Genomic DNA, 14,628 nt, shown 5'->3' on the forward strand with positions numbered 1-14,628 from the left:
AGATAGGTGCTGGACCAGATGACGACCGCTAACGAACTGATCGATCTGGTCCGCGCATATAACCCCAACTCAAATTCGGACCTTCTGCGCGATGCCTATGCGTTTGGCGCCGACATGCATGAAGGTCAGTTTCGCCATTCTGGCGAGCCCTATTTCACCCACCCTGTTGCCGTTGCCTGTATTTTGGCCGAACAACAGATGGATGATGCCACGCTGATCACCGCGCTGTTGCATGACACAATCGAGGACACAAAAGCGTCCTTTGCTGATGTTGAAACCCGGTTTGGTCGCGAAATTGCTGATTTGGTTGATGGCGTCACGAAGCTGACCAATCTGCAACTGTCGTCAACCCAGACCAAACAGGCTGAAAATTTTCGCAAACTTTTTATGGCGACCTCGCGGGATTTGCGGGTGACCTTGGTCAAACTGGCAGACCGTTTGCACAATATGCGCACCATCCGGTCAATGCGTGATGAAAAGCAGGCCCAAAAGGCCCGCGAAACCATGGATATCTATGCGCCGCTTGCGGGGCGCATGGGGATGCAATGGATGCGCGAAGAGCTTGAGGATCTGTCGTTTCGTGTCTTGAACCCGGATGCGCGGAGTTCAATCATTCGCCGTTTTATCACCCTGCAACGCGAAGCGGGCGATGTGGTGCAAAAGATTACCGCCGACATGCGGGTTGAACTCGAAAAAGTGAGCATCGTCGCCGAAGTATCGGGCCGCGCCAAAAAACCTTATTCGGTTTGGCGCAAGATGCAGGAAAAAGATAAAAGCTTTAGCCGCCTCGCTGATATCTACGGGTTCCGCATTATCGTCGCGACCGAAGCCGACTGCTACCGCGTTTTAGGTGCGATTCACCAGCGCTGGCGCGCTGTGCCGGGCCGCTTTAAAGATTATATCAGCCAACCGAAAACCAACGGCTATCGATCAATCCACACAACCGTGTCGGGCCGAGATGGCAAACAGGTTGAGGTCCAGATCCGGACCCGCGAAATGCACGAGGTTGCCGAAACCGGCGTTGCCGCGCATTGGTCCTATAAGAACGGTGAACGGGTCGAAAACCGCTTTGCTGTTGATCCGGTGCATTGGATTGCATCACTGACAGAACGGCTTGACGATGATCAGGATCACGATGAATTTCTCGAAGCCGTGAAGCTTGAAATGTACACCGATCAGGTGTTTTGTTTCACCCCGAAGGGGGATGTAATCAAACTGCCACGCGGCGCGACGCCGATTGATTTTGCGTATGCTATCCATACGCGCATTGGGTCGGCCTGTGTCGGTGCAAAGGTGGACGGCATTCGCGTGCCGTTGTGGACCCGGCTAAAAAACGGCCAATCGGTCGAGGTCATCACCGCGGAAGGCCAGACACCCCAAGCGACATGGATTGAAATCGCCGTTACGGGCCGTGCAAAGACCGCGATCCGTCGTAGCCTGCGCGAAGAAGATCGGGGACGTTTTGTGCGTCTGGGCCGTGAACTGGCGCGCGTGGCTTTCGAAAATGTTGGTAAAAAGGCGACTGACAAGGCGCTTACTACCGCGGCCAAGGCGATGGCGATTTCAGATGCCGATGAATTGTTGGCGCAACTGGGCAGTGCAGAAATCACTGGCCGTGATGTCGTGCGCGCGATCTATCCTGAGCTCGAAGCGCGTGACGGTGAAGAAGTCGATAAGAATCGCGCCGTTGTTGGGCTTGCCGTAGGACAAGAACAACAGCGCGGGGCCTGCTGCCAGCCTGTGCCGGGTGAACGTATTCTAGGGATTGCGTTTCGCGGGCAGGGCGTTGTCGTTCATGCGATCGATTGCGAAGCCTTGGCCGACTACGAAGACCAACCCGAACGCTGGGTTGATCTGCATTGGCACGAAGGAACTCACGCCGCCGTCAACACGGTGACCTTTGACGTAACGATCACCAACGATTCTGGCGTGCTGGGACGTATTTGCACATTGATCGGCGAACAGAATGCAAATATTTCTGACCTCAAGTTCATCGACCGGAAACCAGACTACTTTAGGTTACTGATCGATGTCGATCTACGCGACACAGAGCATCTGCACCGGGTCATGACCGCACTAGAGGCGGAGAGTAATGTATCGTCGATTGTGCGGCACCGTGACCCGGCGCTGTCAAATATGCGGCGCAGCTAACGCGCCAGTTAAGGAAAAAGTTTTGGTGTTTAAGCGCAGGGATAGGCGACCGATCTGGCAGATCGTGCTCGATTTTATCTATCCACGCGGCGGTTGGGCGCGGGCGTTCGAATATGTCAAACACCGTGTGCGCCGCCTACCTGACACACCTGAAAAAATTTCGCGGGGCATCGCCGTCGGCGTGTTCGCGTCGTTTACCCCATTTTATGGGCTGCATTTTGTGATTGCGGTGCTTCTTGCACAGGTGATGCGCGGGAATTTATTAGCGGCGCTTTTGGGCACATTCTTTGGCAACCCATTGACCTATATCCCCATTGGGGTAGCGGCCTTATCGATGGGGCATTTTCTGCTTGGCCGGCCCTTTAACGCGGCGATCTTTGGCTTTGGTGACCGCGCGGCGGAATTTTGTGGGCTCGGCTGTCGTTTTGGCAACGCATTTTCCGACATTACCCATAATTTCATGGCGATGTTCACACCTGCGCGCGCCGATTGGCATGGGCTGGCTGAATTCTACCACGAGCTGTTTCTACCCTATATGATTGGTGGGATCATTCCGGGCATTCTCTGCGGCGCGGGTGCCTATTACACCTGCGTGCCTTTGATTTCGGTCTATCAAAAACGCCGACGGAAGGTGCTACGCAACAAGCTTAGCCAGCTGAATAAAAAACCTGAAAACACGGGTGACGACAGCCCCGGATAATCCTAGTGTCCCAGAAAAGGGGATCGTGATGGCAGCCGAAAAACTACGTCTTGGTGTGAATATTGATCATGTTGCGACCGTGCGCAATGCGCGTGGCGGCAACCTGCCGGACCCGGTGCGCGCGGCATTGATGGCGCAAGAGGCTGGCGCAGACGGGATCACTGCCCACCTGCGCGAAGATCGCCGTCATATTATCGATAGCGATATTGATCGACTGGTCGATCAGCTGTCCGTGCCGCTGAACTTTGAAATGGCCGCGACGGAAGAAATGCAAGCCATTGCCCTACGTCATAAACCTCATGCGGTCTGCCTCGTGCCTGAAAAGCGCGAAGAAAAAACCACCGAAGGCGGGTTAGAGGTTGCGCAACAAGACAATAAGCTGGCCCATTACATCAAACCGTTTGTTGATGCGGGATCGCGTGTGTCGCTGTTTATCGCCGCCGACAAAGCCCAAGTAGAAGCCGCCGCACGCATCGGTGCCCCAGTGATCGAATTGCACGCCGGTGCCTACGCTGATGCATGGGCCGAAGAACGCTGGGACGTACGCGATAGCGAATTGGCGAAGATTACTGATATGACGGCCTACGCCTATGAATTGGGGTTAGAGGTGCATGTTGGCCACGGGTTGACCTATGAAAGCGTCACCCCGATTGCCGCGCTGCCACAGGTGCGTGAATTAAATATAGGTCATTTCATCATCGGTGAGGCAATATTCCGTGGCCTTGGACCTGCAATTTCGGAAATGCGGCGGTGTATGGACTTGGCACGGACATGATCACGCTAGAGTTTGTCGCAATTTGGTTTGCTTGGTTGCTTGCGGGTGGTTCACCGGGGCCTGCTACACTTGGCATTGCGGGTACAGCTATGGCCTCGGGACGTGGGGCTGCGCTGTTCTTTGCATTGGGTATTTTAGCTGGATCCGCAATTTGGGGTATTACCGCTGCGTTGGGGTTGTCGGCCATCATGATGACCAATGTCTGGCTTTTTGAACTTATCCGTTACGTGGGCGCGGCATACTTGGGGTGGCTTTCTATCAAAGCTTTACGTCGCGCCACTACACAGAAGGTCGGGCAGGCAGGTACGCCATTTTCAGGCAGTGCGCGCGTGTTATTCGCAAAGGGAGCTGCAATCCACCTAACGAATCCCAAAGCAGTACTGGGCTGGGGATCCATTTATGCGATTGTGGCACCCGCTGATGCGAACGCATTGATGCTGTTGAACTATTTTGGCCTGCTTTTTGCTGGATCGATCCTAATCTTTCTGGGGTATGCCTTGATCTTTTCATCTGAACGTATTGTGGCCGGTTATGCACGCACCAGTCGCTGGTTTGATGCGATCTTTGCGGGCTTTTTCGGCGTGGCTAGTTTTAAAATTTTGACGGCGCGATTGCAATGATCCTTGGGATCGGCACCGACCTTGCGAATATTGAGCGCATCCAAGGTACGCTTGATCGGTTTGGGGATCGGTTTCGTAACCGTGTCTTCACTGACATCGAACAGGCTAAGGCCGAACGGCGCAAAGATGTTGCTGGTACCTACGCAAAACGCTGGGCCGCGAAAGAGGCTTGCTCAAAGGCGCTGGGCACTGGGCTTGCCATGGGGATTTCGTGGAAAGATATGGCGGTCAGCAATATGCGCAGTGGGCAACCCACAATGCAAGTCACCGGATGGGCCAAAGAGCGGCTGGACGCCATGACGCCATCGGGACACAAAGCCGTTATTCACGTCACTTTGACCGATGATCACCCTTGGGCACAGGCCTTTGTCGTGATCGAGGCCCGCCCTGCGCCTTGACAGGACGGGCGCGCCGCCGCATGTAGCCACAAACACCTAAAAGGAATTGGTAATGGCCGAACAAGCCGAAAAAACTGGGCCCGTCGCAGCCGTCATTGAAACGGTCAAAACCGTCTTCTGGGCGCTGGTCATTGCTGGGCTGTTTCGTACGATCTTGTTTCAGCCGTTCTGGATCCCGTCAGGGTCGATGAAAGACACGATGTTGGTCGGCGATTTTCTATTCGTGAACAAGATGGCTTACGGCTATTCCTATGCTTCTTGCCCGTCTATCCCATTCTTGAACCTTGGTGCGGACAAGTTTTGTGGTTTCGCCGAAGATTACGATGACCGTCTATTTGGATCCGATCCAGAGCGCGGCGACATCGTGGTCTTCCGCCACCCGGTAACGGGTCAAGATTTCGTCAAACGTCTGATCGGCCTCCCCGGCGACCGCATTCAGATGAAAGAGGGCCTGCTGTATATCAATGACGTTGCCGTCACCGTTGAAGACGCAGAACCCTTTGTTGAAATCTCTGAACCGCAAGGCCCGCAAGGGCGTATGCCGTCGTGTAGCAACGGTGCTGTCGGGGATGGCGCTGAATGCGTTAAAGAACGCCAAATTGAGACACTGCCAAACGGTGTCAGCCATAGCATCTTGAATACGGGCAACCGCCAGCAAGACAACACACAAGTTTTTGTCGTGCCGCAGAATGAGTTTTTCTTCATGGGCGATAACCGCGATAATTCCACAGACAGCCGTTTCCCACAGGCCACCGGCGGCGTTGGTTTTGTCGAACGCAAAGATCTGATCGGGCGCGCGGATCGTGTGATCTTTTCTTCCGCAGGGCGATCGATGCTGTATTTTTGGACATGGCGCCCTGATCGTTTCTTTAAGGCTTACGATTAGATCAATGCTGTTTTGGTTGTTCTCTCCATTATTGGCCGTAGCACATCTGGCTGATTTGGCGTGGAATCCGTATTTTATTTCGTCAGGTTCAATGAAGCCGACACTTCTTGTTGGTGATTATCTAAACGTCGTTCAATCAGATGAAAGTTTCGCAAGAGGCGAGGTTTTGGTATTCCGGCATCCGTTGAATGATCAGCATTATGTAAAACGTTTGATTGGTATGCCCGGGGACACGATTCAGATGAGGAACGGAGTTCTCTATATTAATGAGGTTTCTGTTGAAGTCGAAGCAATTGATCCATTTGTGGAGGTTTTTGTTTCGCAAGGCTCACTTGGTGCATGGCCAAGATGTAACAATGGGCCTGTTGCATATGACGAACACTGCGAAAAGGGGCAACAGATCGAGACATTGCCAAACGGCACATGGTACCAAACGCTTGATATTGGGAACACATCAATGGACAACACTTTAAACATCACGGTTCCGGAAGGGCATTTCTTTTTTATGGGCGATAATCGTGACAATTCCGCTGACAGCCGGTTTTCTCAAAGCGCGGGTGGGATGGGGCTTGTCCCCGTTGAAAATGTTGTCGGGCGTGCAAAAGTAGTGCTGTTTTCGGCGTCAGGCCCTTCGTTTCTTGCATTCTGGACGTGGCGTAGTGACCGCTATTTCGTTGGTATAAATTGAAGATCTCAGCTGAACTCACCGCGTTTTCAAACCGGCTTGGCTATCAGTTCGCCAAGCCGGAATTTCTGCTGCGTGCGGTAACCCATTCGTCGATGGTCAGCCCGCATCGCGATGATAACCAGCGGCTAGAGTTTTTGGGCGACCGGGTGTTGGGCCTCGTGATTGCAGACGCGCTCTTGCAGGCTGATCAGGCCGCACCCGAAGGTCTGTTGGCTCCACGCTATAACGCGCTCGTCCGCCGCGAAACCTGCGCTGAAGTGGCGCGTCAGATCGATCTGGGCGCGGTCCTGAAGCTTGGTCGTTCTGAGATGAAGTCAGGCGGGCGCCGTAAAGAAGCTTTGCTGGCTGACGCAATGGAGGCTGTAATCGCTGCGATCTACCAAGACGGTGGGTTTGAGGTCGCGCGCGACGCGGTGCTGCGTCTTTGGGGTGCACGGGTACAAAATGTTGCCGTTGACGCCCGTGATGCCAAGACGGCTTTGCAAGAATGGGCGCAGGCCCGTGGCGAAGTCCCCCCGCAATATGTCGAGGTCGCGCGCACTGGACCTGACCATGCCCCCGTGTTTACAATTGAGGTGCGTCTCGCCTCTGGCCCGTCCGAGCAAGCGAGCGCAGGCGCAAAGCGCAATGCCGAACAGGCTGCGGCGACCGCTCTTTTAAAGAAAGTTAAGTCATGACTGATGCTCCAACCAAGGCGGGATTTGTCGCGCTTATCGGCGAACCGAACGCTGGGAAGTCCACGCTCTTGAACCTGATGGTCGGTGCGAAAGTATCGATTGTGACCCATAAGGTGCAGACCACGCGCGCCCGCATTCGTGGCGTCGCGATGGAAGGCAACGCACAGTTGATTTTTGTCGATACGCCGGGTCTGTTTAAGCCGCGCCGCCGTCTGGACCGTGCGATGGTCGCCGCCGCTTGGGGCGGGGCGGCGGATGCGGATGTCGTGGTCTTATTGATCGAGGCGCATCGGGGTATGACCGATGGGGTGAAAACAATCCTTGAAGCGCTGGCCGAACGTAGTGGCAAGGCTAAGGTCGCGCTGGCGATCAATAAGATCGACAAGGTGAAATCCGAAGTACTGTTGGCGCTGACCAAAGAAATGAATGATGCCTACCCGTTTGCGGACACATTTATGATTTCGGCTGAACGCGGCCACGGCTGCGATGCGCTGCGCAAATGGTTGGTCGAACAAGTGCCGGAGGGCCCGTTTCTTTATCCCGAAGATCAGATCGCGGACCTGCCAATGCGCATGATCGCCGCCGAGATGACCCGTGAAAAACTGACCCTGCGCTTGCACCAAGAATTGCCCTATGAGCTGACGGTCGAAACCGAAAATTGGGAAGAACGCCCTGATGGCTCTGCCCGCATTGATCAGTTGATCTATGTCGCACGTGATGGTCATAAGGGGATCGTGTTGGGCAAAGGTGGCGAGACCGTGAAATCGGTTAGCCAGGCGTCACGGCTTGAACTCGAAGAATTCCTTGGTCGTCGTGTGCATCTGTTTGTGAAAGTGAAGGTGCGGCCGAACTGGCTCGAAGAATCTGAGCGCTACTCCGAAATGGGTTTGGATTTCAAAGACGGCAATGCATAGCTGGGCCATCTTATGCGGCTGACGGCAGATATCTGGGTTTCAGCCTATCTAACACGGTTGCGGTTGCAAGATATTCCCGCCTTTGTCGTGGCGCGCGGTGATGCCACCGCAGGCGCTGTTTTGGTGAAACTGAATACGCTGGATGGCAAGGCGTGTTGCTATCAACGTGGCTTTGATCTGATGACGGGTGACCGCAAGTGGGTTGTTTCGGTCGAAGGTGACGAGCCGCTTGTTGATGCATCAATTCAAAAACAACGTGGGTTTGATGCCGACCTATGGGTGATCGAGGTCGAAGACCGTCAGGGCCGTCATTTGCTAGATGAGCCGGGGCTTACATAACCTTGATGCCTCCGGCGGGAGTACTTGGGGCAAGATGATATGCAAAAGGTCACGAGTAACCGATTGTTAAGCAACATTTCGTAACCTGGTCTTGCGGTACAGGCTGGAGAGCCGATGGCCGTGCGAGGTGATGTGGCGTAAGCCGTTCACTGGGGTAAGGTGGTATAATATCATCTTGCCCCAAATACTCCCGCCGGAGGCGGCCGAGGCTTGCAATTTGCGATCCCGCCCGCTGATATAGCACAATGATCTGGACAAACCCCAATGATTGAATGGCGCGATGAGGCCGTCTTGCTGGCGACGCGCCCGTTTGGCGAAACCTCGGTCATCATCGACGTGTTTAGCCCGACGCAGGGGCGGCACGCCGGGGTGGTACGTGGTGGGACCAGCCGTAAAATTGCGCCGATACTTCAGCCTGGCGCCCAGCTGGCGGTCGCGTGGAAAGCACGGCTTGAAAGCCATATTGGTGCCTTTACGGTCGAACCGATCCGCAGCCGCGCAGCCGTTGCAATGGGCGAACGTCTGGCGCTTGCAGGGTTGAATGCGACCTGTGCAATTCTATCGCTTGTTTTGCCCGAGCGCGCACCGCACCCTGCGCTTTATACACGTACGATTGGGCTCTTGGATCTGCTGGGGCAAGCGGACATATGGCCCTTGGCCTATCTGCGGTGGGAGCAGGCCTTGTTAGAGGAGATGGGGTTTGGCATGGATCTGTCAGCCTGCGCAGTGCGCGGCACCAATGAAGAATTGATCTATGTCTCGCCCAAAACCGGGCGCGCGGTAAGCCGGCAAGCCGCAGGCGAATGGGCTGATCGATTACTGCCTTTGCCCCCCGTCTTGGCCGGGCAGGGTGAGGCCAGTAACGCCGATATTGTAACTGCGTTACGGACCACAGGTTATTTTCTCGAACACCGCCTAATCGCGTCGCTTGGCAATCGGCCGATCCCATCTGCACGGTCGCGGTTGATTGATGCGATTGCGCGCTGTTAGTCCAGCACGCGACGCGCAATCACTTGCGCTTGAATTTCGGCGGCCCCTTCGAAAATATTCAGGATACGCGCGTCGCAAAGCACACGGCTAATTTGATATTCGAGCGCAAACCCGTTGCCGCCGTGAATTTGCAAGGCGTTATCGGCGCAGGCCCACGCGACACGCGCACCCAGTAGTTTCGCCATACCTGCCTCAAGATCGCAGCGGCGGTCGTTGTCTTTCTCAGCGGCGCTAAAATAGGTGAGCTGCCGTGCAACCATGATTTCAACGGCCATCATCGCCAATTTCCCTGAGACGCGTGGGAAATCGATCAGAGATTTGCCGAATTGCTTGCGGTCTTGTGCGTATTGCAGGCCCAAATCCAGCGCGGATTGCGCCACCCCAATGGCGCGGGCGGCGGTTTGAATGCGCGCGCTTTCAAAGGTCTGCATCAATTGCTTGAACCCTTTACCCGTCTCGCCACCAAGCAGGTTCGCGCCTTTGACTTGGAACCCGTCAAAGCCAAGCTCATATTCCTTCATTCCGCGGTAGCCGAGCACTTCGATCTCGCCGCCAGTCATGCCGGGGGTTGGAAAGGGTTCTTCGACGGTGCCGGGTGTCTTTTCAGCCAAGAACATCGACAACCCGCGATAATCGGTGGTGTCAGGATCTGTGCGTGCGAGCAGGGTCATGACATGCGTGCGGGCCGCATGGGTGATCCATGTTTTGTTGCCGGTGATTTCCCAGTCGTCGCCGGATTTGACTGCGCGGGTGCGCAGGCTGCCGAGATCAGAGCCGGTGTTTGGTTCGGTAAAGACCGCTGTTGGCAGGATTTCAGCGCTTGCAATGCCGGGCAACCATTGCTGTTTTTGTTCTTCTGTGCCGCCGCATAGGATCAATTCCGCCGCAATTTCTGAACGGGTGCCAAGGCTGCCCACACCGATATAGCCGCGAGAAAGTTCTTCGGACACAACGCACATTGATGCTTTGGACAGCCCAAACCCGCCGTATTCTTCGGGGATAGTCAGGCCAAAGACGCCCAGTTCGGCCATTTCATCAATCACCTCGATCGGGATTAATTCGTCTTTGAGGTGCCATTCATGTGCGTGAGGCGTAATTTTTTCGACACTAAACCGGCGGAATTGTTCCCGGATCATTTCCAATTCGTCATCAAGTCCGGTCACCCCGACAGTGACATTGGCGGATTGGTCTTGCATGAGCGCGACAAGCTGCGTGCGCGCGGTTTGGGTGTTGCCTGCTTGGGTCAGGGTCATCACCGCGGGCTGCATGAGCGCGCGCATATCATCTTGGGCAAGTCCAATGTCTTGCAGGCGGAGAATTTCCCCCTGGCTCATCGGGATGCCACCGTAAATCTGCCACAGGTATTCGCCAAAGGCGATTTGATGGATCAATTGTTCGACGTCGCCAAATTTACCATCTGCTTGCAGACGTGTCGCCCAATTGTGCATCTGGTGGAGCGCCTGAGTATAGGTCGCGAGCCAAGCCAGCCCATGCGCTGCGGTCTGGTGCTGTTCGATCAACCGTGCGCTGACCCTCTCGCCGTCCGTTACCGTGGCGCGGACCGCTGATTTGGCGCGTGCGAAGACGTCATCGACCGCGTCAAGCGCAGTTGCGGTAAGGTCGAGCAGATCCCCTAAGATCGGGGTGGTGGCATTGGGTAAGTCCTGACCATCGTGCGGCATCTGTCGAATCCTCTTTGTTTGCACGTGCAGAGATAGTCATTTTGCGGTCGCAGCGCAATATTAATTCGAAATATAGCGTAAATTTGACGTAAAGTGTCGCAGTGAATTTGGCTAATGCATGCGAGATCGCTAACGCGTATGCAGGGCGCATGATTGATCTTTTTGCCATTCTGTCGCTTCCTCTCTTGCTTTTCGCCTGCACCATCACCTTGGTCGGCGGATTCGTAAAAGGTGCCGTTGGGTTTGCGATGCCGTTGATTATGGTGTCTGGTATGGGGATATTGATTGACCCGCAAACGGTTGTGGCTGGGGTTATCATTCCGATTGTGGTGACCAACGCGATGCAGGTTGCACGCGCTGGCCTTGGCCCCGCGTGGGCAGGATTTAAAGAGCATTGGCGCTATGTGTCGATTGTTTGCGTGATGATCCTCGTGTCCGCGCAATTCTTGCGCAGTATTCCGGCGGATACGATGTTTTTGGTGCTTGGGGTGCCCGTGGTTGGGCTCTGCATTATTCAATTGATCGGATGGCATCCGCTTATTCCACAGCGTTATCGGCGTGTGTTTGAATGGGGTGCGGGGGCTGTATCGGGCGCGCTCGGCGGGTTGGCCGGGACATGGGGCCCGCCGACGGTGCTGTATCTTTTGGCCTTAGACACACCGCGCGCACGTCAGATGGCGGTGCAGGGTGTGATTTATGGGCTTGGATCGGTGATGTTGCTGCTTGGGCATCTGCGGTCTGGTGTGCTGAACGCGCAAACTTGGCCGCTTTCGGCGTTACTGGTGGTTCCTGCGATCATAGGGATGTGGCTTGGGTTCAAGCTTGGGGATCGGTTCGATCAAGAACGATTTCGGCGCGTCACATTGTGGGTTTTGGTTTTAGCTGGGGCAAACCTGATCCGGCGGGGGCTGATGGGGTAGGGTTTCCTAAAACATCACTTTTATAGATGAATATAGGCAAGTAGGCCCTCGACCGTGTCGGGAAATGCACCTTTGGCTTCTAACTCACCCACAATCAACGGGCCCCTAAACAAACCGGGTTTCTTTTTAGATCGCAAAATGCGTGCGTCCCGTTTGTTTTCGGCGACGAAACGTAGCCACGCGAGGGCCGTTTCTGGATCTGCTGGGCGAGTTTTATCAATAGATCCGACCACGTCTTCGCCATCTAAATCGAGAGTTAGACGCTCACCTAGTCCGTTCAATGCAAAGCCGATGCCACCGGCTTCAACCATCCAAGGCTCCATTCCCGAACACATATCTTCGAGGGTACGGTAAATCGAAACATCTTCTGGAACCGTATAGGCTGTGCTTTCATTGAAAATGGTAATGTCCGATAGCCAGTTCATGTTTGCGGTCTCTTTTGGTTTCGTTTGCAGGGTGAACCTGGCCCTATGACAACATGCCCATATACCCACATACGCTAGCGAGATCGGGCCGTGTTTCGGGGGCGACGACATCGAAGCTCACGGAATAAAGTGGTTTATCATTGCGCATTGCGGTCATCGTCCACTGACCGGTTTGCAATTCGTAGGCATAGTCAAATTGGTAGAATGTAAACGACCCGCCGCCGCCGTCGATCCCAGTAGTGTAACTTTGCGTCGTGGCGCCATTGTCGCCCATGGGCGGGTGGGTGATCACTATAGTGACGTTATCAAGCCCCTCTGCCCGCAGCGCGCGTGATCGCACGCCAAACCCGACCCCAAAGGCTGCAGGTACCACTTGGCTGTTTGAGACAAAGCTGGGCGGTTCATCGACCACATGGGTGATCCCTGCAAGCGTATCAGGCGCGGGGCTTGTCGTGACTGTGTCGGGTGCGCAGAGGATACCGATTTCGATCTCAGCGATTTCCGTGCTGACCATATCAGGCGCGGCCGCCCCGAAAGAGGGCGCGATGATCAAAACAAAAATGGCCAGCCAATGTTTCATAGGCTGACCATAGCGTTGGTTCGCTGTGAACGTAAGGTGGATCTTGATCCACCATAAGCCCTAGCCGATTGCGGCTGATTTCACGTCATCATCGATGAACGGCACATATTTTGCGAAGTTATCGCTAAACATCTGTACCAGCTTTGCAGCCTGCGCGTCATAGGCGGATTGGTCAGCCCAAGTGTTGCGTGGGACCAAAAGCGCGTTATCGACACCAGCCACATCCAATGGCACTTCGAAGCCAAAGTTCGGGTCTTTGGTAAAGGCGCCTTCGGACAATGATCCGTCAAGCGCTGCGGTCAAAAGCGCGCGTGTCGCTTTGATCGGCATGCGTGACCCGGTGCCATATGCACCGCCTGTCCAGCCGGTGTTCACCAACCAGCAGGTTGCGCCGTGGCTGGCGATTTTGCTGCGCAAGAGGTTGCCATAGATTTCTGGGCGGCGTGGCATGAAGGGCGCGCCGAAACATGTGCTGAATGTTGGCTCTGGCTCTGTGACGCCCTGCTCTGTGCCGGCAACCTTCGATGTGAAGCCTGACAGGAAGTGGTACATCGCTTGTGCTGGTGTCAGCCGTGCGATTGGTGGCAAGACCCCAAAGGCATCGCAGGTCAGCATGATGATGTTTTTCGGGTGCCCGCCAAGCGCGGTTTCCGATGCGTTGGAAATGTAGTTCAACGGGTAAGCGCAGCGCATGTTGGCGGTGAGGCTATCGTCTTCGAAGTCCAATTCCAGCGTTTCTGGATCAAACACCATGTTTTCGATGACCGTGTGCGGCATAGAACATGTTGCGTAGATCTCTGGCTCTGCTTTTGGATCCAGACCGATGGTCTTGGCGTAGCAGCCACCTTCAAAGTTGAACGTACCACGATCGGACCAGCCATGCTCATCATCGCCGATCAGCACCCGTGATGGGTCGGCAGACAGCGTGGTTTTCCCGGTGCCTGACAGCCCAAAGAAAACAGCCGTATCAACCGGGTTGCCCGGCGCATGGTTGGCAGAGCAATGCATCGGCATGATATCTTTTTCGGGCAGAATGTAGTTCAGCAAGGTGAACACGGATTTCTTGTTTTCGCCCGCGTATTCTGTGCCGCCGATCAGGATCAGTTTGCGATCAAAGTTGAGCGCAATCACAGTTTCCGACCGGCACCCGTGTTTTTCAGGGTCTGCCTTAAAGGTCGGGCAGTTGATGATGGTGAACTCTGGTGCGAATGTTTCCAACTCATCTGCGCTTGGGCGGCGCAAAAGGTGCCGGATGAACAGCCCGTGCCACGTCAGTTCAGTGATAACCCGCACATCCAAACGGTGGGCGGGGTCGGCACCGCCAAATAGGTCTTGAACCTCGTATTTGCCGCCTTGCATATGCGCGAGCATATCTGCGTAGAGCACGTCGAATTTGTCAGCTGCCATAGGCGGGTTGTTTTCCCACCAGATTTTATCTTCGACAGACGGGGTGCGCACGACGAATTTGTCTTTCGGCGACCGACCTGTGTGCGTGCCGGTGGTCACAAGGAATGTGCCGCCTTTCCCGGTAACGCCTTCGCCTGCGGCAACTGCGGCCTCATGCATTTCTTGTTCAGAGCGGTTATAATACACATAACCCAGCCCTGTGATGCCTTGATCTTCAAGTTTCATCGATGGGTTGACCGTACCTTGGTCCATGGGTTCGCTCCTTAAATGATGTGGCCGGTATGGCCTGCGATAGGTCTCCTTAACACCAAGGTTTCGCGGCTTCATAGCCCGACTTGCTGTAGTTAGCGCAATCATATGCATGTTAGCGCAATCACCCGCGAAATTTAGTTTTGCACCCAAGAATTGTTAGCGTGCAAACCTGCAAAACTGCACCAATTGCGGCAAAAATGTGGCAACTCATCAATTGGGGATTG

General features: G+C 54.8%; 16 protein-coding genes. 12 read left to right on the forward strand and 4 right to left on the reverse strand.

Annotated features, from left to right (window positions below; all coding sequences use genetic code 11):
* The first annotated feature begins 18 nt into the window (after positions 1–18).
* The 11 genes from Yoon_RS16065 to recO all read left to right on the forward strand — a co-directional run bounded on the left by Yoon_RS16065 (position 19) and on the right by recO (position 9,138).
* A complete protein-coding gene (locus Yoon_RS16065) occupies positions 19–2,151 on the forward strand; it encodes a bifunctional (p)ppGpp synthetase/guanosine-3',5'-bis(diphosphate) 3'-pyrophosphohydrolase (protein WP_238113585.1) in 2,133 nt (710 codons plus the stop codon).
* A 25-nt stretch (positions 2,152–2,176) separates the two neighbouring features.
* Positions 2,177–2,851: a DUF2062 domain-containing protein gene (locus Yoon_RS16070; RefSeq protein ID WP_370642196.1), complete on the forward strand. Its 675-nt coding sequence runs from the start codon at positions 2,177–2,179 to the stop codon at positions 2,849–2,851.
* 28 nt (positions 2,852–2,879) lie between these two features.
* Positions 2,880–3,626, forward strand: a complete 747-nt coding sequence (locus tag Yoon_RS16075) for a pyridoxine 5'-phosphate synthase (protein ID WP_238113588.1) — start codon at positions 2,880–2,882, stop codon at positions 3,624–3,626.
* The gene (locus Yoon_RS16080) at positions 3,623–4,246 is read left to right on the forward strand and encodes a LysE family translocator (RefSeq protein WP_238113589.1); all 624 of its coding nucleotides are present in this window, start codon (positions 3,623–3,625) and stop codon (positions 4,244–4,246) included. Before Yoon_RS16075 ends, Yoon_RS16080 begins: the two co-directional genes overlap by 4 nt.
* Positions 4,243–4,644, forward strand: a complete 402-nt coding sequence (gene acpS / locus Yoon_RS16085) for a holo-ACP synthase (RefSeq protein WP_238113590.1) — start codon at positions 4,243–4,245, stop codon at positions 4,642–4,644. The genes Yoon_RS16080 and acpS overlap by 4 nt, the downstream gene beginning before the upstream one ends.
* 52 nt (positions 4,645–4,696) lie before the next feature.
* Complete coding sequence (lepB, locus tag Yoon_RS16090) at positions 4,697–5,530, forward strand: signal peptidase I (protein ID WP_238113591.1); 834 nt, start codon at positions 4,697–4,699, stop codon at positions 5,528–5,530.
* Between the two features lie 4 nt (positions 5,531–5,534).
* Entirely contained in the window at positions 5,535–6,218 is a 684-nt protein-coding gene (gene lepB / locus Yoon_RS16095; protein ID WP_238113592.1) for a signal peptidase I, read from the forward strand.
* Entirely contained in the window at positions 6,215–6,895 is a 681-nt protein-coding gene (gene rnc, locus Yoon_RS16100) for a ribonuclease III (RefSeq protein ID WP_238113593.1), read from the forward strand. Before lepB (Yoon_RS16095) ends, rnc begins: the two co-directional genes overlap by 4 nt.
* Positions 6,892–7,809, forward strand: a complete 918-nt coding sequence (gene era, locus Yoon_RS16105) for a GTPase Era (protein ID WP_238113595.1) — start codon at positions 6,892–6,894, stop codon at positions 7,807–7,809. The genes rnc and era overlap by 4 nt, the downstream gene beginning before the upstream one ends.
* A 12-nt stretch (positions 7,810–7,821) precedes the next feature.
* Entirely contained in the window at positions 7,822–8,148 is a 327-nt protein-coding gene (locus Yoon_RS16110; RefSeq protein WP_238113597.1) for a DUF1491 family protein, read from the forward strand.
* A 264-nt stretch (positions 8,149–8,412) separates the two neighbouring features.
* Positions 8,413–9,138, forward strand: coding sequence for a DNA repair protein RecO (gene recO, locus Yoon_RS16115; protein WP_238113599.1), 726 nt, complete (start codon positions 8,413–8,415; stop codon positions 9,136–9,138).
* Here recO and Yoon_RS16120 read toward each other — a convergent pair.
* Complete coding sequence (locus tag Yoon_RS16120; protein WP_238113601.1) at positions 9,135–10,820, reverse strand: acyl-CoA dehydrogenase family protein; 1,686 nt, start codon at positions 10,818–10,820, stop codon at positions 9,135–9,137. The genes recO and Yoon_RS16120 overlap by 4 nt on opposite strands.
* A 149-nt stretch (positions 10,821–10,969) precedes the next feature.
* Between Yoon_RS16120 and Yoon_RS16125 the strand changes: the two genes are divergently transcribed.
* Positions 10,970–11,740, forward strand: a complete 771-nt coding sequence (locus Yoon_RS16125; RefSeq protein WP_238113603.1) for a sulfite exporter TauE/SafE family protein — start codon at positions 10,970–10,972, stop codon at positions 11,738–11,740.
* Positions 11,741–11,760: 20 nt separating this feature from the next.
* Here Yoon_RS16125 and Yoon_RS16130 read toward each other — a convergent pair whose 3' ends face one another.
* From Yoon_RS16130 to Yoon_RS16140, 3 genes are read right to left on the reverse strand one after another with little or no spacing between them, the layout of a single operon-like run.
* A complete protein-coding gene (locus Yoon_RS16130) occupies positions 11,761–12,165 on the reverse strand; it encodes a hypothetical protein (protein ID WP_238113605.1) in 405 nt (134 codons plus the stop codon).
* A 43-nt stretch (positions 12,166–12,208) separates the two neighbouring features.
* The gene (locus tag Yoon_RS16135) at positions 12,209–12,745 is read right to left on the reverse strand and encodes a DUF3859 domain-containing protein (RefSeq protein ID WP_238113606.1); all 537 of its coding nucleotides are present in this window, start codon (positions 12,743–12,745) and stop codon (positions 12,209–12,211) included.
* 60 nt (positions 12,746–12,805) lie between these two features.
* Positions 12,806–14,404 (reverse strand): phosphoenolpyruvate carboxykinase, encoded by a 1,599-nt coding sequence (locus Yoon_RS16140; protein ID WP_238113607.1) that lies wholly within the window; start codon positions 14,402–14,404, stop codon positions 12,806–12,808.
* Positions 14,405–14,628 lie beyond the last annotated feature (224 nt).

The organism is Yoonia sp. I 8.24 (assembly GCF_022096995.1).
GTDB lineage: Bacteria > Pseudomonadota > Alphaproteobacteria > Rhodobacterales > Rhodobacteraceae > Yoonia.

Excerpts from the sequence above, each read along its gene's own strand:
- Yoon_RS16065 (WP_238113585.1), top strand. The coding sequence starts at position 19 with ATGACGACCGCTAACGAACTGATCGATCTGGTCCGCGCATATAACCCC.
- lepB (WP_238113592.1), top strand. The coding sequence starts at position 5,535 with ATGCTGTTTTGGTTGTTCTCTCCATTATTGGCCGTAGCACATCTGGCT.
- Yoon_RS16075 (WP_238113588.1), top strand. The coding sequence starts at position 2,880 with ATGGCAGCCGAAAAACTACGTCTTGGTGTGAATATTGATCATGTTGCG.
- recO (WP_238113599.1), top strand. The coding sequence starts at position 8,413 with ATGATTGAATGGCGCGATGAGGCCGTCTTGCTGGCGACGCGCCCGTTT.
- Yoon_RS16120 (WP_238113601.1), bottom strand. The coding sequence starts at position 10,820 with ATGCCGCACGATGGTCAGGACTTACCCAATGCCACCACCCCGATCTTA.
- Yoon_RS16110 (WP_238113597.1), top strand. The coding sequence starts at position 7,822 with ATGCGGCTGACGGCAGATATCTGGGTTTCAGCCTATCTAACACGGTTG.
- Yoon_RS16140 (WP_238113607.1), bottom strand. The coding sequence starts at position 14,404 with ATGGACCAAGGTACGGTCAACCCATCGATGAAACTTGAAGATCAAGGC.
- Yoon_RS16080 (WP_238113589.1), top strand. The coding sequence starts at position 3,623 with ATGATCACGCTAGAGTTTGTCGCAATTTGGTTTGCTTGGTTGCTTGCG.
- Yoon_RS16125 (WP_238113603.1), top strand. The coding sequence starts at position 10,970 with ATGATTGATCTTTTTGCCATTCTGTCGCTTCCTCTCTTGCTTTTCGCC.
- acpS (WP_238113590.1), top strand. The coding sequence starts at position 4,243 with ATGATCCTTGGGATCGGCACCGACCTTGCGAATATTGAGCGCATCCAA.
- era (WP_238113595.1), top strand. The coding sequence starts at position 6,892 with ATGACTGATGCTCCAACCAAGGCGGGATTTGTCGCGCTTATCGGCGAA.
- lepB (WP_238113591.1), top strand. The coding sequence starts at position 4,697 with ATGGCCGAACAAGCCGAAAAAACTGGGCCCGTCGCAGCCGTCATTGAA.
- Yoon_RS16135 (WP_238113606.1), bottom strand. The coding sequence starts at position 12,745 with ATGAAACATTGGCTGGCCATTTTTGTTTTGATCATCGCGCCCTCTTTC.
- Yoon_RS16130 (WP_238113605.1), bottom strand. The coding sequence starts at position 12,165 with ATGAACTGGCTATCGGACATTACCATTTTCAATGAAAGCACAGCCTAT.